21 protein-coding genes are annotated in these 18,804 nt (G+C 47.5%); 11 read left to right on the top strand and 10 right to left on the bottom strand.

Features of this window, described 5'->3' with window-relative positions:
• The first annotated feature begins 50 nt into the window (after positions 1 to 50).
• On the top strand, positions 51 to 1,028 hold the full coding sequence (locus MKY48_RS32745) for an aminoglycoside phosphotransferase family protein (RefSeq protein ID WP_339268928.1): 978 nt from the start codon (positions 51 to 53) through the stop codon (positions 1,026 to 1,028).
• Between the two features lie 62 nt (positions 1,029 to 1,090).
• Here MKY48_RS32745 and MKY48_RS32740 read toward each other — a convergent pair whose 3' ends face one another.
• The 3 genes from MKY48_RS32740 to MKY48_RS32730 form a co-directional block, all read right to left on the bottom strand.
• Positions 1,091 to 1,939 carry an SDR family NAD(P)-dependent oxidoreductase gene (locus MKY48_RS32740; protein WP_339292036.1) on the bottom strand — a complete coding sequence of 283 codons (849 nt, stop codon included), beginning with the start codon at positions 1,937 to 1,939 and terminating at the stop codon, positions 1,091 to 1,093.
• Between the two features lie 17 nt (positions 1,940 to 1,956).
• On the bottom strand, positions 1,957 to 2,352 hold the full coding sequence (locus tag MKY48_RS32735; RefSeq protein WP_339268924.1) for a MerR family transcriptional regulator: 396 nt from the start codon (positions 2,350 to 2,352) through the stop codon (positions 1,957 to 1,959).
• Positions 2,353 to 2,568: 216 nt separating this feature from the next.
• Positions 2,569 to 3,558: a DMT family transporter gene (locus MKY48_RS32730; protein WP_339292035.1), complete on the bottom strand. Its 990-nt coding sequence runs from the start codon at positions 3,556 to 3,558 to the stop codon at positions 2,569 to 2,571.
• A gap of 152 nt (positions 3,559 to 3,710) precedes the next feature.
• Here MKY48_RS32730 and MKY48_RS32725 point away from each other — a divergent pair, with 152 nt between their 5' ends.
• Both MKY48_RS32725 and MKY48_RS32720 read left to right on the top strand, forming a co-directional pair.
• Positions 3,711 to 4,565: a LysR family transcriptional regulator gene (locus tag MKY48_RS32725; protein WP_339268920.1), complete on the top strand. Its 855-nt coding sequence runs from the start codon at positions 3,711 to 3,713 to the stop codon at positions 4,563 to 4,565.
• A gap of 266 nt (positions 4,566 to 4,831) precedes the next feature.
• The gene (locus MKY48_RS32720; protein ID WP_339292034.1) at positions 4,832 to 5,968 is read left to right on the top strand and encodes a VanZ family protein; all 1,137 of its coding nucleotides are present in this window, start codon (positions 4,832 to 4,834) and stop codon (positions 5,966 to 5,968) included.
• A 138-nt stretch (positions 5,969 to 6,106) separates the two neighbouring features.
• On the opposite strand, the gene MKY48_RS32715 is transcribed toward MKY48_RS32720, so the two are convergent.
• From MKY48_RS32715 to MKY48_RS32700, 4 genes are all read right to left on the bottom strand, one after another.
• Complete coding sequence (locus tag MKY48_RS32715) at positions 6,107 to 7,270, bottom strand: glycosyl hydrolase family 18 protein (protein WP_339292033.1); 1,164 nt, start codon at positions 7,268 to 7,270, stop codon at positions 6,107 to 6,109.
• Positions 7,271 to 7,276: 6 nt separating this feature from the next.
• Positions 7,277 to 8,368 (bottom strand): acyltransferase family protein, encoded by a 1,092-nt coding sequence (locus MKY48_RS32710; RefSeq protein ID WP_339292032.1) that lies wholly within the window; start codon positions 8,366 to 8,368, stop codon positions 7,277 to 7,279.
• A 30-nt stretch (positions 8,369 to 8,398) separates the two neighbouring features.
• Positions 8,399 to 9,751 carry a glycosyltransferase gene (locus tag MKY48_RS32705; RefSeq protein ID WP_339292031.1) on the bottom strand — a complete coding sequence of 451 codons (1,353 nt, stop codon included), beginning with the start codon at positions 9,749 to 9,751 and terminating at the stop codon, positions 8,399 to 8,401.
• A gap of 413 nt (positions 9,752 to 10,164) precedes the next feature.
• Positions 10,165 to 11,079: a phosphatidate cytidylyltransferase gene (locus MKY48_RS32700; RefSeq protein WP_213647510.1), complete on the bottom strand. Its 915-nt coding sequence runs from the start codon at positions 11,077 to 11,079 to the stop codon at positions 10,165 to 10,167.
• A 106-nt stretch (positions 11,080 to 11,185) separates the two neighbouring features.
• Here MKY48_RS32700 and MKY48_RS32695 point away from each other — a divergent pair, with 106 nt between their 5' ends.
• The 6 genes from MKY48_RS32695 to MKY48_RS32670 all read left to right on the top strand — a co-directional run bounded on the left by MKY48_RS32695 (position 11,186) and on the right by MKY48_RS32670 (position 15,549).
• Positions 11,186 to 11,722, top strand: a complete 537-nt coding sequence (locus MKY48_RS32695) for a hypothetical protein (RefSeq protein ID WP_339268913.1) — start codon at positions 11,186 to 11,188, stop codon at positions 11,720 to 11,722.
• 335 nt (positions 11,723 to 12,057) lie between these two features.
• Entirely contained in the window at positions 12,058 to 12,807 is a 750-nt protein-coding gene (locus MKY48_RS32690) for a class I SAM-dependent methyltransferase (protein ID WP_339292030.1), read from the top strand.
• 79 nt (positions 12,808 to 12,886) lie between these two features.
• Positions 12,887 to 13,834 carry a YafY family protein gene (locus MKY48_RS32685; protein ID WP_339292029.1) on the top strand — a complete coding sequence of 316 codons (948 nt, stop codon included), beginning with the start codon at positions 12,887 to 12,889 and terminating at the stop codon, positions 13,832 to 13,834.
• A 63-nt stretch (positions 13,835 to 13,897) separates the two neighbouring features.
• On the top strand, positions 13,898 to 14,440 hold the full coding sequence (locus tag MKY48_RS32680) for a DinB family protein (protein ID WP_213647507.1): 543 nt from the start codon (positions 13,898 to 13,900) through the stop codon (positions 14,438 to 14,440).
• A complete protein-coding gene (locus tag MKY48_RS32675; RefSeq protein ID WP_339293574.1) occupies positions 14,440 to 14,946 on the top strand; it encodes an EVE domain-containing protein in 507 nt (168 codons plus the stop codon). The genes MKY48_RS32680 and MKY48_RS32675 overlap by 1 nt, the downstream gene beginning before the upstream one ends.
• Before the next feature lie 102 nt (positions 14,947 to 15,048).
• A complete protein-coding gene (locus MKY48_RS32670) occupies positions 15,049 to 15,549 on the top strand; it encodes a cupin domain-containing protein (RefSeq protein WP_339292028.1) in 501 nt (166 codons plus the stop codon).
• 122 nt (positions 15,550 to 15,671) lie between these two features.
• On the opposite strand, the gene MKY48_RS32665 is transcribed toward MKY48_RS32670, so the two are convergent.
• Positions 15,672 to 16,016 carry a DoxX family protein gene (locus MKY48_RS32665; RefSeq protein ID WP_339292027.1) on the bottom strand — a complete coding sequence of 115 codons (345 nt, stop codon included), beginning with the start codon at positions 16,014 to 16,016 and terminating at the stop codon, positions 15,672 to 15,674.
• A 114-nt stretch (positions 16,017 to 16,130) separates the two neighbouring features.
• Here MKY48_RS32665 and MKY48_RS32660 point away from each other — a divergent pair, with 114 nt between their 5' ends.
• Positions 16,131 to 16,829 (top strand): Crp/Fnr family transcriptional regulator, encoded by a 699-nt coding sequence (locus MKY48_RS32660; RefSeq protein ID WP_339292026.1) that lies wholly within the window; start codon positions 16,131 to 16,133, stop codon positions 16,827 to 16,829.
• Between the two features lie 13 nt (positions 16,830 to 16,842).
• Here MKY48_RS32660 and MKY48_RS32655 read toward each other — a convergent pair whose 3' ends face one another.
• A complete protein-coding gene (locus MKY48_RS32655) occupies positions 16,843 to 17,292 on the bottom strand; it encodes an SRPBCC family protein (protein WP_339292025.1) in 450 nt (149 codons plus the stop codon).
• Positions 17,289 to 17,633 carry a MerR family transcriptional regulator gene (locus tag MKY48_RS32650; protein WP_339292024.1) on the bottom strand — a complete coding sequence of 115 codons (345 nt, stop codon included), beginning with the start codon at positions 17,631 to 17,633 and terminating at the stop codon, positions 17,289 to 17,291. Before MKY48_RS32650 ends, MKY48_RS32655 begins: the two co-directional genes overlap by 4 nt.
• A gap of 152 nt (positions 17,634 to 17,785) precedes the next feature.
• Between MKY48_RS32650 and MKY48_RS32645 the strand changes: the two genes are divergently transcribed.
• A complete protein-coding gene (locus MKY48_RS32645; RefSeq protein WP_339292023.1) occupies positions 17,786 to 18,802 on the top strand; it encodes an SDR family oxidoreductase in 1,017 nt (338 codons plus the stop codon).
• The last annotated feature ends 2 nt before the right edge of the window (positions 18,803 to 18,804 follow it).

The raw sequence follows: 18,804 nt of genomic DNA, 5'->3' as shown, positions 1-18,804 counted from the left end.
GCCATAGAGTGGGGGAGCCGGCAAAAACAAATGAAATGGAGCGTGGTTTCATGAGTTGGACTTGTCACCTCAATGAAACAGATGTACAGGAGTATGTCGGGAAGGTTTTGGGTACCGGTTATGTTGTGGCGGATGTCACGAGGATGCATGGCGGGGCGCAAAAGGTCGTCTATAAGATCCAGTGCCAAAATGGATTCTCATGCGTGATGTATGTGTGGGATTTGACGAAGAATTATTTTCAGGAAGAAATAGCAAACGAGAGTGTGCATGAACGATCCTTTGGCGGCCATTCGTTCAACATCAATAACAGATGGTTAAGGGATCATGGTATTTCTACGCCTGCTCTATATGATCTTCACACGGAACGGGAGCGATACCCGTTTGACTATGCATTAGTCGAATATATTGAGGGACAGAAGGCGGAGGCCTACTTTCAGCACCCGGATCAACGGGTTCGGGATGAGGTCTTTGAACGGGTGGGTAACATGATCGAACGCATGCATGCAAACCACAGACAGAACTATGGCAAGCCTGATCAAAGCGGGAATCAACGGGAGCGATGCCATCTTGTGCAGTTGGAAAATGCTAAGGAACAACTGTCCTACATCGTCCTGCATAACAAGAGTATCCGGAAGAATCACGACAGGCTGCTCGCTATATTGCATGAGCTTGAGTCCAGGATAGATTCCCGTCAGCGGTATGGATTTATCCACGGTGAGTTGGGCCCTGACCATATCCTGGTTACAGACCGTTTAGAGCCTTATCTGATTGATATTGAAGGTGCGCAATTCTTTGATATCGAGCATGAGCATACGTTTCTTGAGCTACGATTCGGGAAGCATTACCGGTATTTGCAACAAAACGGGCTTGATCTGAATCGGATGTTGTTTTACCGTCTGCATCACTATATCTCATTAACCTCGGGCGGCCTGAAGCTGCTTCACCGTGGATTCCCGGATCAAGCATTTGCTTCAAATTTGGCTGATTACCACGCTCGAAACACCCTCCGTTTCATCGAGGAATGGTAACTGACCAGATAACAGGCCTTTATAGGTTGGGCTGAAAACATCATCAACTCTGCTGCATGGGGTTAAGATATGGCTGCAAACTCCTGCTTATAGATCCGCTCTATCGTACTAAGCACCTCCGTACTTTGGCTCGGAAATTTCAAAGGCGTTGCTTTACCCTTGTTGAGAAAGACTCCCGTCGATTGTGGGGAACTGCCTAGCGCTGCTTCATACAGACGCGAAGCTCCTTCACTGGGATGGGAGAAGAAGAGGTTACGGATCGGGATCATCAATCTTGGCATCCCCGCGTTTTTAGTAATGGTTGTTTTATTTGCTCCCGGACAGACACTCCGGATCATAATGCCATCTTTCTGTATGGCAGTGGCGATCTCCTGAGTCCACAACGATAGGGCTAATTTACTCGCGGCATAAGGTCCAACCAGCTTTTTGAACACGGTAGGGGAAGCCAATGCATTGTAATCAAACTGTTTGAGATACAACAACGCATTGGAGGATGTATTAATTACCGTCTTAAGGTTGCCCTTCTCTAGAAGCTCTTTCATTTCCATCAAGATGATATAAGGCACCACGGAGTTTACTTCAAAATGCATCTCGCGCCCTTGTTTGGAGTAGGATAATTCGCCAAAGGAGACACCTGCGTTATTAAACAGCAGGTCGATATGATCCTCGTGTTTCTTGATCTGATCCAGCGAGGTTTGGAGATCCGTGAAATCCGACAAATCGGCCGTGTATACTCTCAGCTGCTGTGATCTAAGGCCCTCTTGTACAAGGGAATCGTCGGATGGAAAGGCAGAACGGATCAAAGCGAGGACCTGCCAGCCTTCGGATAACAATCGCTTGGTTAGCTCCAAGCCAATGCCAGAGCTTGCGCCCGTGATCAAGGCGACTCGATTATTTCTTTTATGTGTCATGTGTAATTCTCCTATACTTAAGATTCTTCGCTGGTCGTCCTATCGGGATTAAGCAGGGACTGATTATGGATCAACTTGTCATCGATGAACCGCAGAATGCGCTGCAGGTCCGAAATTTGAACGGTAATTTTCTGACGGTAATTCTGGAGCATGGCGTTCAGCTCCGGAACGGACTGAATATTTTCCTTAAAGGGAAGATGCACATAGGCTTTCATATCCTCCAGCGACATTCCTGTCTTCTTCAGGCATATGATCAATTCCATAGTCTCGGCATCCTCCAGGTGATAGACACGATGGCCGTTATCTTTCCTTTCGGGAGGAGGGAGGAGCCCGATTTTTTCGTAATAGCGAATGGCATCCTCGGTCAATCCGGTTCGTTCAGACACTTGTTTGATGGAGAATGTGTCTCCCATAAGTTCACCTCTTTTCAACAGGGAATCCGTTGCCATAATATCGTACAACTTGGTGTTAACACCAAGTCAATATCGATTTTTATTCATATGGAATGGATGGAAAGGGAGCTGAGGGATTATGAATTTTGATATCAAGGAAGCCGTTGAGATTCTGGTGCGGATTGCGCATTCCCCGGAACAGGCTTAATATGCTATAGTGCCTGAGCTGTCCTATATCTACTGGGCAGTCTCCATGATCTCATCTTTAGGCTCATGGGCAACAGAATAAGCTCTGTTATCATTAACGCGTATGGTTTTCCTATGGTACGCATTGTTTCGTACAAGGGCAAAGATAATGAGCAGCGTTCCATAAAATTCATAATTGCTGATTTGGTAGCCTTGAAGAGCCATAATAACGAATGTGGTAATGGGAACAAAATTAATAAATAATATGCCGTTAACCGGCGATAACCATTTGATCCCTTGATTCCAGCAGAGCAAGGCTGCTAGCCCGGGCAATAAAATCATGAAAGACATTTCATATTTAATCGAGAGAATCGTGTTCCATGTTGGAACAGGAATCAAATCAAAGACGGACCCAAGCGTAACGATAACGAAGGACATAGCGCTTCCTAGCAAGCAGGTTAGTGTAGAATAACGCAGGATCGACCAATTCTTGAATCGGCTTCCACCCATCGAATACACCACCCATCCCAATACCCCAACAAAAATCAGAAATAAAGGAACAAGATGTTGTCCAGCCATTTTAAAAAAGGTAAGTTTCCCGTTGGTGATAACGAGTACAGCACCGACAAACGCGATAGCTACACTTCTAAGCATGTATTTATTCGGCGTTTTTCTGGACGTGATCCACAAGATCATAATGGATATCATCGGCATGAGCGACTCCATAATGGAGGCTGCGACAGCACCTGCCTCACCCATGAGCTGCTGTCCAAGGAAAATGCACATATTGTAGACCGTAAATGCCATCGTTCCCAAGAACAACAATGTCTTGCCTCTTCCCTCCAGACGAAAGGAGGCTCTCCCCTCTTTCATCCACAGCAACACGCTGAGGATGACGGCAACGACGAAATAACGGATAAACGAAAAATAGAATGGATCAATTTGCTGCAGCGCGATGTGTGCAACAGGAAACATAGCCCCCCATGACATACTTGCGATCAGGCATAGCATGGACCCGATGACGATTTGTTTCTTTAGCATGTAATGTCTCTCTCCCTGCCAACTCTTTGTTTGTGTATAACTCATCATAGGAGGGCGAAAGGCTTTAGTAAAATGATTGAAAATAAAGTTTATGATCATTTATAATGATACTTCGCAGGTGTGAATACGTACCAGAGAGCAGGGGGGTTAGATTGGAGTTTAATGATTTGAAAATTTTTCAGGCTGTTGCTACGTATGGAAGTGTCAGTAAAGCCGCATTGGAGCTAAACTACGTTCAATCCAATGTGACGGCCAGAATTAAGCTGCTTGAGAAAGAGCTTCGGACGCCATTGTTCTATCGGCATAAGCGAGGGATGATCTTAAACCCGGAAGGAAAGCGGTTGTTAGAACAATCGAGGGCGATCTTGTCCGGAATGGAAGAACTGAAACGTACGTTTCAAGATACATCGAACCCCTCCGGTATCCTGGAAATTGGTATTGTGGAGACAGTGATGGCTCTTCCGGATATTCTATCCTCTTATCATAGTAAGTACCCCCATGTTGAATTATCGTTAAAAGCGGGGGTTACCGATTTTTTGTTACAACAGGTGATTGATATGAAGCTGGACGGAGCCTTTGTCACAGGGCCCATTAGGCATCCATTAATTGAACAGGTTGAAGTTATTCAGGAAAAGTTAGTGCTTGTAACCAAAGGAAAAACCTTTTCTATGGAGGAAATAACAAAAAGGCCTCTATTGCTATACAATAAAGGTTGCGGATATCGTGAAAGACTGGAAAGCTGGATGAAGGTGGAGGGAATCATCCCTAAACAGATCATGGAGTTTGGAACGTTCGGGACGATTATAGGCAGCGTAGCTGCAGGAATAGGAATCACGATTATCCCGGAATCATCCATTACCGATCTGGTTGCCAATGGTGCCGTATTCTGCCATAGCTTACCTGAACCTTACCATGAAATCACAACTATTTTTATTCGGCGAAAAGATTCATACGTAACGAGCACATTACAATGCTTTATGGATGAAATTGTTGCTCGAACTAAATAGGACCCGCTCCCACTCTGCAACACTAGGAGGGAGGGCCGGGTGCATATGGAAATAAAGAATTTAGGAAGCCCATGGATTTCAACCCATGGGCTTTCATCGTATGGTTAGAGACCTTACCCAACATCTATAACAGAGCAGAAAGAGACGGTCTATTATTGTTTTACTGGGATGACGGATCATTATTTGGGAAGAATATAGTGATTGAAATTCATTCAAATTTCCTGTTATTATATTCCTCGGCTTGTTTATTAGAAAGGGAGAATGAAATGCAAGCATATGTATTGCCTATTTTCGTTGCGATAGCCATTTGTTTTTTATTAGCTTTCATTTTGACGCTTCCATGGGCCGTTTATCAGTACCGTAAACATGGGTACTTTAGCTTTTGGAGAACATTACTTATCTTAAGCTTTATCTTTTATGGATTAAGTGCATTCTTCTTAGTGATTTTTCCAATACCCAGTGCTCGGAATAATTGTGCTTCGATTGATCCCGGCGCGATTTTTATTCAAAATCGTCCTTTTCAATTTATACGGGATATTCAACGTGAAAGCGGATTTCATTGGGCGGTGCCTTCAAGTTATATCGACTTGTTAACGACGCGGGCCTTTTATCAAATGTTTTTTAATGTTTTGCTTTTGTTTCCTTTAGGTGTCTTTCTGAGGTACTTTATTAAGGGGAAAGCTAAATGGTTTCATGCTGCTCTTATTGGATTTAGTGTTTCGCTTTTCTTTGAAATAACCCAACGAACCGCTTTGTTTGGCTTTTTTGAATGCCCCTATCGTATATTTGATGTAGATGACTTGATGACAAATACGGTGGGGACTGTACTAGGCTTTATACTCGCTCCCATGTTTTTGGTGTTAATTCCATCGAGGGAAACCCTTAGTGAGCAAAGCCACTTCTTTAACAATCAGAGAAAAGCAACTTTTGGTGCCCAACTCATGGAGGTTCTTCTAAATATTATTATTGCCAGAGTGATAACCAGCTTTATATTCGGGTTGCTGAAGAGACCAGGAGTACTTGTTGACGAGATCATCTTTGCCATTGTTTTCTTTGTGGTTATGGTAGTTATCCCTGTGATTTGGAAAGGACATACGGTGGGTTCTAAGATCGTTCGCATGAGATTACTTCCGGAAAAGGGGAACTGGTTAGGAAGCTTGAGCCGACGCTACATCATTGTTTATATGCCTTTATTGCTCTCATCATTATCGAAGATATTTTCTAATCAAATGGGTGAAGATCTTCTAGCCAACCTATTTGTAATTGGAGTGGTTTTTCTTACAGCTCTGTTATGGTTCTTTCTCTTCTGTCATATCGTGATCAGATGGATCAAAAAGGACAAAGATCTTTATTTTAATCGTTATAGTCACATAGAGGCTGTAAGAATCACTGGTGAAATGTGATAAACGAAAATATAGAATATTGATGAATCGGCCGCAACAAGCACATGCAGGGGCTGACAGAATATAAAAAGCCGATGACCCGCACTCGACTGTGAGGATCATCGGCTTTTTTTGAGAAAAGGTACTGTATGCCTTATATTATCGTTTGGCGGCTTGCTGCCTCTCATTCAAATGCTCCGTCAGATACTTCACGATGCCGTCCTCTGCGTCCTGGGAGTACTGCCAGACCATCGCGCCTCCAAGATTCTTACTCTGGATGTACGCCACCTTCTCCTTCAAGGCTTCTTTATCCTCGTAACTGATGAAGGTATTGCCGTTATAGAGGTAGGCGGCCTTGGCTTTGTTGTCGTAATAACGCTTGAAGCCATTTTTGTTCAGGTAGGCTTTCTCGATCTGCTTATAATTGAGGTTCACCTTGTCGATATCGATGGGCGTCCCGGGAGCGAAGAGGCCGTCTTTGGCACCCTTGGCCTCTTTCACGTTTTTCCAGCCGTACGAATAAGCGGGCACGCCGAGCAGCAGTTTCTTGCTGTCGATATCATGGTCCAGATACATCGAGATAATTCCATCAATGGAGTGTTTGGATTTCCCTTGGCTGTCCACATACAGATTGGAGTTAAAGCCTGTGGTGTCAGACCACTTGCCTGTCAGGTCATAGGACATGACGTTGATGTAATCCACGTATTTCTCCACTTTTTTGACCTCGACATTTTGGAAATACCAGTCCTGGGTTCCAGAGGCGAACGTCAGCAGATAGTTCTTGTTCTTGTGAGGCAGCCTGTACAGCTTCTCCCGTAGTTCCTTCATCAGGCTGGTGAAATTCTTCGTATCTTCCGGGCGGGCCTTCTGCGTGTTCCAGGCATGGAACGCCGGATACTCCCAGTCGATATCCACGCCGTCTAAATCCAGTTCCTTGACCAGGTTGATGATGCTCTCGGTGAAGAGGTACCGGTTGCCGTCCAGCGAAGCGTCGGAGAAGCCATCTGCACCGTAACCACCTACGGCCAGCACCATTTGGGTCTTCGGATTGGCTGCCTTCAACTGCTTGATGTTTTCTTTGATCTGGTTGTTGGTCGTGCTGTCTTCATGGAAATAGAGATCCGTTCCTTTGATCTTGGCAAAAGCGATGAACGCGATGTCCACGCCTTTCTCCGATAGCTTGATGTTTCGGTAATCCTGCCAGGCCTCCACGTATACCGCCGTGATTTTCCGCTCTTGCGCCGCGGAGATCTGATAGAAATAGAGACCCATGCCCGCAAGCAGCACAACAATGAATATTTTCGTATATATCGTGATTCTCATCGTCCTTTAACCCCGCCCGCCGAATAGAATGTAGGTTGCCGTTTTGCTTAGGTTCAGTACCTTGACGGTGATGTAGCTGATGGCGAAGATGATGGAGATATTCACGATCAGACTGAGGGAGGCCTCCAGAAACGTGGCCTCGACCTCGGTTCGGCCGGATAACATCATTTCGACCAGCAGGTGAATCAGATAGATGCTGAAGCTGGCCCGGGAGACCGAGCTGATCAATTTCTGGATTTTATGGTTCACTTGATCGCTGATCTTGGCCTCCTTCTCCTTAAAGAAGATAAACAACCCGACAGCCATGAAGAAGGTGGTGACGGAATAGTTGCCGTAGAACATCTCATCCAGGACACCGCTGCGCAGCGAGACAAAATAGGTGGCTACCGGCGTGATAAAAAACGAGATGATGCCCAGATTGTATAGTATGTTTTTTGCCTTGAGCGGTAGTTCAAAATGGAATAGATAGTACCCCAGGATAAAATAGCCGAGAAAGCCCATGAAGAATGGGATGTTCATGATCGGAATGTTGATGTATTGATCCGTTGCACGGAATACGGCATCCGAGATGAAGCGATAGGCAATACTGACGATGAACCAGAGGAGCAGATAATACCGCAGATCCTTCTCACTGCAGGATTTGATGAATTTGCTCATCAGCGGCACCGTCATATAGATGGCTATAATGGCGTACAGGAACCACAGATGCACATAATTCCGGTCGGTCAGCAGCCGATACCCGAAGTCAACAACGAACTCATAGGCATTCAGCTTGCTTCGCATCAGATAGTATTGATTGTACAAGCCATAGATAAGCGACCAGGTCAGGAGGGGAATGAGCAGCGGTACGACGCGCTTGGTATAGAACTCCCGGTAGGATGTAATCTTCGTGCGCAGGATCATCGCTCCGCTGATCATGAAGAAGACCGGTACGGCGAAGCGGGATATGGAGTTGAACCCGTTGCTGATCCACCAGGAGGAGGAATTAAAATCGTTGGTGCTGGTCAGCACCTCCGCTGTGTAGTGCAGAATAATGACGGCAACAATGGATAGAATTCTTAGAATATCGACATAGATAATTCTTTTATTGGGAACCATGCTGTTTCAGGCAGCCTCCTTCACCATAAGTTAATTCGATCCTGCAGCAATGTTCTGGCTGATGGCGGCCACGCCTTTACGCTCCACGAAGCCCCAGCCCTCATCATTGTCAAAATATTTGAATGTCCCCGCAATGTTAATGTACAGCAGCAAATTCCGATAGGTTAACAGCTCCGCTTGGCTGAACAAGAACATCTTCACATAATCGGAGAACGTATACGTACTGCCATATTTGCGGCATAAGTACAGGGCGATGATGATCTGTGCGGCATTCAGCAGCACGCTCATCAGCAGGAAGATGATCGCATGCAGGATGTTCCCGCCAACGATCAGCGTCTGCCCCAGATAAAATATCGTCGTAAACGCCGAGAGCGTCCCCAGCATAAACCCGTCTATCGCAAAGAACAGGCTCACGCTGACACTGAATTTCCGGGACAGTCTGGACCAATAGATGAGGATGCAGTCAATAAACGCCTTCTGCCAGCGAATGCGCTGCTTATAGAAGTTGGGGAGATTCTCCGGGCATTCGGTGTAGCATACCGCTTCAGGGGCGTAGACGAGTTTTTTCTTCAATTGATTGGCTTTGATGTACTCGTGGATTTTCAGCGTAATGTCGATATCCTCCCCCACCGTGCTGCGGAAGCCGTTAACATGAACGAGAACGTCTTTATAGAAGGCACCAAAAGCGCCTGAAATCACTACGATCGAATTAAAATACGATTGCGTGAGTTTGCGGACGTAGAAGCCGTGCGTATAATTGATGATCTGGCTCTTGATGAGCCCTTTTCCGCGAAACTTCTCAATGATGGCACCGTTCTTATCCCGCACGGCACCCTGTACAATTTTGACGGTACCGCCCAGCGCAATGATCTCGTCATCGTGAAAGTATTGATTCACGTACTTGAGCGAGTCGGCTTCCAGCATGCTGTCCGCATCCAGGGTGATCACGATATCGGAAGCGGCATAATCGATGCCTGCATTCAGCGAGTCCGCTTTTCCGCCATTCACCTTGTCGATAACATAAATATGGCGGTATCGATGCGAGCGATAGAATCCTTTTATCGGCTTATAAGTCAGTTTACTGTCTGCCATCCTGCCATCCGGCTCCAAATCCAGGAGTTCGTCAAGCGCGGATAACGTCCCATCCTTGGAGCCATCGTTGATGATCATGATTTCATAGTTGCTGTAATGCAAGCCGGCCATGGCATCGATGCAATTCCGAATCGTCAGCTCCTCATTGTAAGCGGGGACGAGCACAGAGATTGATTTTTCGGCGAGACCAGGATTCAGCTTCTTCACCTTGCTGCATAGCAGCGGGATGAACGTATACAAGGTTTGAAACACAAGGAATACGCTGGCTAATCCATAAAAAAAGTACTGCAAACTCCTCACTCCTCTCTTCTCTGTCTCTCTTTGTGAAGACCAGTATGGTGCGCCTACTCTATGGGACTCGGATTAGGTATGCGCTTTTTCTATAGCAAGCAATGTCAAGGGACAAAATCCAGGTATAAAGGGATAATATCATCTCCATTTAAAACCTTTCATTCCATATAAACCCATATGACACCCTATGTAATAAACTATCGTAATTGGCTCCTAAATGTAAAACCGCTCTATGGAGCAAGAAAACGAATACATAGATGCTTTTCAAGAGCAGTCTCTGTTTTGGTTCAACTTTCTATATTTTAGGAGGTTAAAGCGATTTGGCACGGAAATCTATATCTGACAAAAGCCATAACCAAGTTGAGCCTAAGCTCGCATGGTTATGGCTTGTATACCTGTGGTTATCTGAGGTACTACATAAAGTCATAGAAGTAACGGATGAAATGAAAAAAAATCGGTGAGGTATAGGTCAGGCTGTCGACCCGGCTCAGATAGCTTTTCTTCAAGGCATCGAACCGCCCGTCATCTCCGATTAACAAATCGCGCTTCAGCACCGAAACCGTCAAGCTGCCGAAGAAGCCGCCGAGGCTGATGAGCATGCCGGACAGAAGGCCAAACGTCGGGCTGAGCGGCGTCAGATACGGATAGATAAGATATGAGCTTACGGTGGTAATGATAAACGCGCAGGCAAAGCCTTCCCAAGTCAGATTTGGGTTGGAGGTAGGCACAATTCTTCGTCTGCCAAAATAGAGGGAGGCGAGCGTGTGCACCACATCGTTCAGCTGCGTTAAAACGACGAGAAACAGCACGAGCCCTGCTCCATACTGGGGCGTGGCAAACTGGAAATAGGCCAGGTGGCTGAGACCGAACACCATGAGCATCAGGCCCCATTGGGTCGAGCTGACGCTGCGCATGAATCCGACGGTGCCTTTGTTGATCAGCCGCGGAAGCGGCAGCACCAGGAATACATAGATCGGAATAAACACGATAAACATCCCGTACCACTCGATATAGATCCAATAGAATTGAACGGGTATGGTTAAATACGCCCACAGAAATAAACGACGATCGGCTTTTCGTGTTTTGATCATCGAGAAATATTCTTTGAGTGTAAAGAAGGTTAGCACCATGAGGGATAGCAGGGAAACCACGGGATTCAGAAGTGTCGCCAAGCAGAAGATGACCAGCATGCCCCACCAGGTTTTGATGCGAAATCCGACTTCGGTATAGTCGATATTCGGCTGCGTCTTGCTCATCACGTAATAGAGGAGCTGGATGACCGATAAGACGGAGAATATCAGGATTAAGGTTAAAAGCGAGCTGTCCATATGCCTATCATCACCAACTTGTCACGGGTATCATTCTTGTTCTACTAAAGGAATCATATGTTATTATGAAGGAATAATTCAATACGGATAAGGGGAAATTTCGTAAATGGTAGATGATCGCTCGGTCTTTATACTGCTTACCAATACCGGCACGCTCTTTACGAAAGTCATTCAGGGCTACACGAGAGCACCTTACAACCACGCTTCGATATCCTTTAACCGGGAGTTGTCGGAGTTATATAGCTTCGGGAGGAAGAATCCGAACAATCCTCTGAACGGCGGATTCGTGAAGGAGGATTTGAAGACGGGAACGTTCAGCAAATATCCCAACACGACGTGCGTCATCTATGAGCTTCAGGTGTCGGAACGCGACATCGCGAAAATGAAGCGGGTCCTGCAGGCTTTTATCCGAAAGGACAAAAAGTATTTTTATAATATATTGGGCGTCCTGGGCATCGCGCTAAAGGAACCGATCGAATTCAGCAATTCCTACTTTTGTTCGCAATTCGTGGCGGAGATTCTGCAGCGGTCCGGAGTCAGGCTATGGGATAAGCTGCCCGCCTTGGTGACGCCGGACGATTTTCGCCAAAGCGAGCGCCTGCAGCTGATCTATGAGGGGAAGCTGAGCGAGTATGAGCCCTAGATACAACTTCGCGTCAGGTTTCGTCAGCCTGTTTGCTGTAACATATTTTGCAGGTGGCGGCGACGACAATCACGACTCAGCTCGACAGGCAGTCCGTTCTAATTGAATCCCAAATAACCCCGGTTCACCTGTCCAGGCGAATGCGGGGTTTTCTGTATTGTAAGTGCTCAAAATGAGGCACCCGCCGATCTGGTTAGGTGTTAGGCAATAAATGCTGGCTAATTAGCGAGCGTTGCTATAAAATGGAGTTGAAAAATGAAATTAAGTTTCATCTAATGAAACTACAATCGTCGTTGTCTGGATTTCGCTTATATCTTGATGGGAGCGTGGTTAGGATGAACAGCAAGGAACGGTTTTCGAATCGCGTCGATTCGTACACGAAGTATCGCCCGAGTTATCCGCAAGAGGTCATGGATTATTTGTATGATACGGTAGGATTGGACGGCGAGATTGCCGACATTGGGGCCGGGACGGGGATCTTCACGAAGCTGCTGTTGAAGCGGGGGAGCCGAGTGACTGCCGTGGAACCCAATCAGGCGATGCGGGAAGCTGCCGAGTCGGACCTTGGAGGCGAGCCCGGCTTTCGGATGGTTACGGGTTCAGCCGAAGTGACGGGACTACCTGATCAATCCGTGGATCATATCGTGAGCGCCCAGGCTTTTCATTGGTTTGACCGTGATGCCGCCCAATCGGAATTCCGGCGGATCCTGAGACCGGGCGGGAAGGTTGCCCTGATCTGGAATTCCAGGCTCACGCAGGGAACGCCGTTTCTGGAAGCGTATGAGCAGCTGCTCCTTACCTATGGCACCGATTATAAAGTAGTGGATCAGAAGAATATTGCGCACGAAACGCTGGCTGTTTTTTTCCAGGCGGGGGACATGAAGGAGGCGAAATTCTTCAATCGGCAGACGTTTGATTATGAGGGATTATGCGGCCGTTTGCACTCGTCCTCTTACGCTCCGCTGTCAGGGCATCCGAACTACGAGCCGATGATGAACGAACTGCGGACGATATATGAACGGAATGAGCAGGCTGGCTGCGTGTTTTTTGATTATGAGACGAAGGTGTACTGGGGAGAGGTTTAAGCTAATCTTCTTGACTGGTTTCGCTGTTTGCAGAATAATAGAGCACCGGCTTTAATAATGGAACGGGAGGTACAGCAGCATGAACAAGACAGACCGGATGCTGGCTATCGTGCTTGAGCTGCAGCAGCGAAAGGTTGTGCGGGCCGAAGATTTGGCATCCATATTCGAGACGAGCGTCCGGACCATCTACCGGGATATTCAGGCCCTTAGCGAAGCGGGCGTACCCGTGATGGGAGCTCCCGGGCAAGGGTATTCGTTAATGGCGGGGTATTTTCTGCCACCGGTCATGTTCACGGCGGAGGAAGCCGTGGCGCTGCTCATTGGAACGGATTTCATCGAACAACGCTTTGACAAAGGATATGGTTTGAAGGCTCAGGCTTCCCGCAAAAAGATAGAGTCTATTCTGCCGGAGCCTGTCCGCGCCGATGCTTCGCGTGTTCGGAAGACCATGCGGCTGATTACTCCCGGTAACAAGACAACTTCAGAAGAAGAGAAGGACTATGTTGAAGTGGTTCGCCGAGCCATACTGGAAGGGCGTAAGATAGAATTCCATTATATGAAGAAGATGCCCGACTCCCAAGGCGACAGAAAGAGCTTTCGCTCTGCAGCTCCTTACGGACTGGCATTTCTTCAAGGTTCATGGACATTAGTTGCCCGGTGTGACCTCCGGCAAGGCATCCGCCATTTTCGGCTGTCCCGCATGAAGGATCTGACGGTCCTTGACGAGCGTTTTGAGATGCCGCCGGATTTTAACTTGGAGGACTATCGACCTCCGGATGACCGTAACCTGCGGGTGCGGGTTCTGGCAAGTCCCGATATTGCGGATCGAGTTAAGGAATCAGGTAATTATTACATGGAGACATTGGAAGAATGCGAGGACGGGTTGCTTATGAGCTTCCGCGTTCGCCGGCCGGAGGAGATTATGCAGTGGGTGCTCGGCTGGGGATCGAACGTCGTTGTCCTTGAGCCGGAATCCCTCCGTGACCGGATCCGCGACGAGGCGGAAAAGATGTTAAAACGCTACTGACATGACGTTGTCAGTAGCGTTTTTGTATATTCGGTACAAAGACGATTCATGGGAGTGGTAGATATGAATACAACGGAAGCATTGCAGCGGTTTGAAGAGACGGTGCAGGTGTATCTACAGGAGCTGGATGGTTTCAGCATGGAGGAATTAAAGTACAGACAAGCAGAGGACGAGTGGTCGATCGGGCAAATGTATCAGCACTTGATTCAATCCGCGTTATCCATGCATCTGCGAAATATTGAGTTATGTTTAAACCCGATTGAGGATGCAGCAGTCTCTTCAGCGGGAAAAACGGAAGTAGGTATGGCAATATTCGGACAGGGCAGTTTCCCTCCCATCCGTATTCAGGTTCCGCCGTCTCCCCAATATACCCCGGAGCAGCCTGCAACGAAAGAGCAGTTGATTCAAGGTTTGGATACTGTCGTCCAACGAATGAGACAAACCGAGCCAATGCTTGGAGAGGCATCCCTGCAGCATACCGTCCCCCATCCGAGTTTCGGAGGATTGCATGCCCAAGAGTGGTTTTTGCTCATCGAGATGCATTATCGGCATCATGTCCGGCAGCTAGACCGGTTGAAACAAGCCTTGGAGCAGCAGCGTGTATGATGGAACGTCAGATCGTGGACTATCAGGATGTGTTGGAGCAATTAGAAGAGCGGACCCGTTATTGGATTGGAGTGGTATCCGAATCGCATGTGAAATTGGGGATGGAAGGGGGATTCGCCCAACTATGTCACGGTAAATCGGCTTCACTACGGCGTATGCGCGAAGGAGATTGGCTGATCTATTATTCCCCGCGCACCGAATTGAGGTCTGGGGAGGCACTCCAAGCTTTTACAGCCATGGGCCAGGTTGTGAATGATCGAGTTTACGAGTATCAAATGACGGCATCATTCGTCCCCTTGCGCCGGGATATCCGGTATATTCCCGGTCAGGAAGTCAAAATAGCCTGCCTATTGGACCAGCTTAGCTTTACGCGAGGGAAGCGAAATTGGGGCTATGCCTTTCGTTATGGGCATTTGGAAATCAAACGAGAGGATTTCCTGATGATTGCGGAGGCCATGATGGGCGGCTCGGACATGATACCACAAAGAACGGTTAACTCGCTTTGACCGTTCTCCATAACATTTATTTTGGACAACTCGGTTTGAAAACGGCTCGTCCCGGGTACTGGTACTACGAGTGCATCAATGAGTTGAAAGGAGCGGATGACCGTGGAGGTACATGTCCGATCATTTTTCGTGAAGGATGATGGAGAGGTTCCGAATAATCCCGATCTGCCGGTCATTGTATACAATGGAGTATTCGCGGATGACCCGAGCGGCTTGGAGGCTGCCTTCAACCGGCATCACTGGAGCGGAAGCTGGGCAGGCGGCGTATACGATTACCATCATTATCACAGCAACACACATGAGGTCCTGGGTGTACGGTCTGGAAGCGCGACCGTTCTTGTGGGCGGCGATGCAGGAGAACGGCTAGAGCTTGCTACCGGTGATGTGATTGTTTTGCCGGCGGGCACTGCACATATGAAGCTCACCAGCACCCCTGATTTTGAAGTGGTTGGTGCCTATCCCGAAGGGAATACGCCAAATATGAGGGAGCGGAACCCGACGGATCGCGCGCAGGCGATCAACGAAATCCGAAGCGTGCCTGTTCCGGATACGGATCCTGTCTTTGGAGAGGAAGGGCCGCTTCTGGATAAATGGGTGAAATAACATAAGGATAGCGATTAGAAGAAACTCAAGAGGCTCATTGTCTGTAACAACAGATGGGGAGCCTCTTTTTGTCGGCGTATGTACAGAAGCCTAGGGGGCTGTATTCATATTCAACCGTACCGCTATTTAAAAATAAGGATAACAGACAACACCAGCATGAGCATTGCATTCAGGGCCATGATGGGTTTATGCTTGGCTCGCACCAGATGGGCATGAATAGCTCCTACCATTAGAACCGTAAATAGAGAAGCAGCATAGATCTTGTTCTCCGGCACCCAGAATGCTGATATCATTAGGACGATCCCTGCTGTTTCCAGACCGGCAATAGCGAACATACCCCAAGAGGGATACCGGTATTCGGTCCAGTGTGCTACCATCGAACGGGTACGTAGAAACTTAAACGATGCGGAAAGGGTAAACATTCCGATCAATATACATTGAAGCAAAATGATCCATAGCGGCTCCATTTGAACATCACTCCTTTGTTTTCTCTGGCGGCTGATTCCGCTTCAGGGTTAGTTTACACGCCAAGAAATGCTGGAGTATGTAGTCCAGAATACAAAGGGAAAGGGGGAAGCGGTATGGAGATGGTAAAGTACTTATCCAGAATGGATCTGTTTAACGGGCTTAGCGAGGAAGAGCTGGTGCAGTTGAATCATGTAACGCCGCTTGAAACTCGAAACAAGGGTACCGTGGTGGCCTCTCCTCATATGGAGCCAAAAGTGCTGTACATCGTAAAATCAGGAAAGGTGCGTCTCTACAAGCTGACGGAAGAAGGGAAGGAGCTGACGCTTGATATTTTGGGCGCGGGGCATCTGTTTGGGGAGATGACATCCTTTCATGCGGGCGCGGCCATGTTTGCTGTCACGATGGAAGACTCCGTCATTTGTGAAATGGAGGGCTGGCAATTCCGAAAGATCATCAGTGAAAAGCCGGACCTTGCCTTAAAGTACATTGAGCTCGTAACGACCAGGTTGAAGGAAGTTGAAGAACTGCTGGGGTATATGGCTTACGGGAGCGTGCGGCAGCGGCTGCTTTTCTTGTTCCGTAAGCTGGTCGCCAAATTCCCGTCGGGTACGCAGCGTATGCAAGATTGGATACCTCTAGAGATTGAACTGACCCATCAGGAGCTGGCAAGCATGGCAGGGAGTATCCGGGAAACCGTAACGCCGATCATTAATCAACTGGTGTCTGAAGGCGTATTGCGTAAAGAAGGGGCACGAAAACCTTACTCGATACATAAGGGCCGTTTGGAGGCTGCATTAGCGGACTGTAAATAAACAGCTTCCCGGTTTACTTCATTGCTTCCTGCTCCACCCTCTGCAGAAAATCCTGTACGGATTGATTGTTGCTTTTCTGGCTGCCGAGCTTCAACATGGCCCTGCCGACAAAATTAACCCCTAAATTCTGGCCTTCATAAATGAATTGGGTGTGTGCAGGGTCCAGCTTGTGCAAGGTGAAGCTAAGCGTGACTTCAAAAGCATTCCCCAGCACAAAGCGGATCTTTTTTCGCTTCTTGTCTTGAAGATCCTCGTAAACTAACGTTTCCACGATATAAGTTTCCGCTCGCTTGCCTTCGCGATAGGTTTGCCGGTGCTTAGCCCCGGCTTCCGTTTCGTTTTTTTCAATCAGCGTGTGTTCTTCCACTTTAGGCATAATTCGCCGGATATGCTGATCTGAAAATAATTCCCATACCTTATCGATATGAGCTGCAATCGTGATATCTTCTTTCCATTGAATCATCGCTTCTGCTCCTTACCCGATGCAAGGAATTCGTCGATCTCCTCAGTCTGTTGAAGTAGATCGTCGATTTGCATCTGTATCTTTTTTCGTTTCTGCTGTAACAAATCTTCCAAATGCTCGAACGATTCATCCTCCATAACAGCTATCATTTCCTGAATCGTAAACCCGAACCGCCTTAATTTCACCAAAAGCATGGCTAGAAAGTAGCTCCCATCATCGTAATAGCGATAGTTGTTTGATGGTTCAATATAAGCGGGCTCCAGAAGCTTCACTTCTGCATAATAACGTAACGTTTCTTTGCTTAATCCGGTAATCTGAGAGAACTCACTGATTCTGTACATGCTTCTCCTCCCTGATGTCATCATAAACCGTGGGGTGCACCACAGGGTCAACTCTTTTTGGAAATTGTAATGGCAACCGTGCCCATGCTATCGTAAAGGATAGAAGGTCAAAGTTGCAGGTCTTCTCATTATTGCTAGCGGAGGTGCAGTTTATGAAAGCGTTGTTTATTGGAGGAACCGGAACGATCAGCTCGGCGATTACGAAGCAGCTGCTGGAACAGGGAAACGAGTTATACCTGCTCAACCGAGGGAACCGAAACGACACATTGCCCGAGGGCGCACATATTTTGCAGGCCGATATTCATGACGAAGACCGAGTAGCGAAACTTATTGAGCATCTCGATTTTGATATTGTGGCCGACTTTATAGCATTCGAACCGGCCCACTTGGAGAGAGATTATCGTCTATTCAACGGAAAAACCAAGCAGTTCATCTTTATCAGCTCCGCTTCCGCCTATCAGACGCCATTATCCGATTATCGCATTACGGAAGGTACGCCTTTATCCAATCCGTACTGGGAGTATTCCCGTAATAAAATAGCTTGCGAAGACTATCTGATGAAGCAGTATCGGGAACATGGCTTCCCGGTAACCATCGTAAGGCCTAGCCATACGTATGATGAGCGGTCCATTCCACTCGGCGTGCACGGCAGCCAGGGAAGCTGGCAGGTCGTGAAGCGGATGCTGGAGAATAAACCGGTCATTATTCATGGGGACGGGACGTCTCTGTGGACGTTGACGCACAACAGCGATTTTGCAAAAGGATTCATCGGTCTGATGGGCAACATTCATGCCATCGGGGAGTCGGTGCATATTACCTCTGACGAGTCGCTCACCTGGAATCAGATCTACCAAATCATTGCGGATGCACTGGGCGTACAGCTGAATGCGGTGCACGTGTCTTCGGAATTCTTGGATGCAACCAGCACGCAGGACTTTAGAGGTTCTTTGTTGGGGGACAAAGCGAATACGGTTGTGTTCGATAACGCCAAGCTCAAGCGGCTTGTCCCTGAATTCGTGGCACTTACCCGGGCTGATCAAGGAATCAGGCAAACGGTGAACTATATCCTATCCCATCCGGAGCATCAACGGGAAGATGAAGAGTTTGATGTGTGGTGTGACAAGGTTGTTTCAGCGTTGGAGAAGGCGAAGTCGATCATAACGGGGTAGGT

The sequence above is a fragment of the Paenibacillus sp. FSL W8-0187 genome, from assembly GCF_037969755.1.
Taxonomy (GTDB): Bacteria; Bacillota; Bacilli; order Paenibacillales; family Paenibacillaceae; genus Paenibacillus_AQ.
Note: the sequence above shows the minus strand (reverse complement) of the source record. Positions and strands in the feature narration are given on the sequence as shown.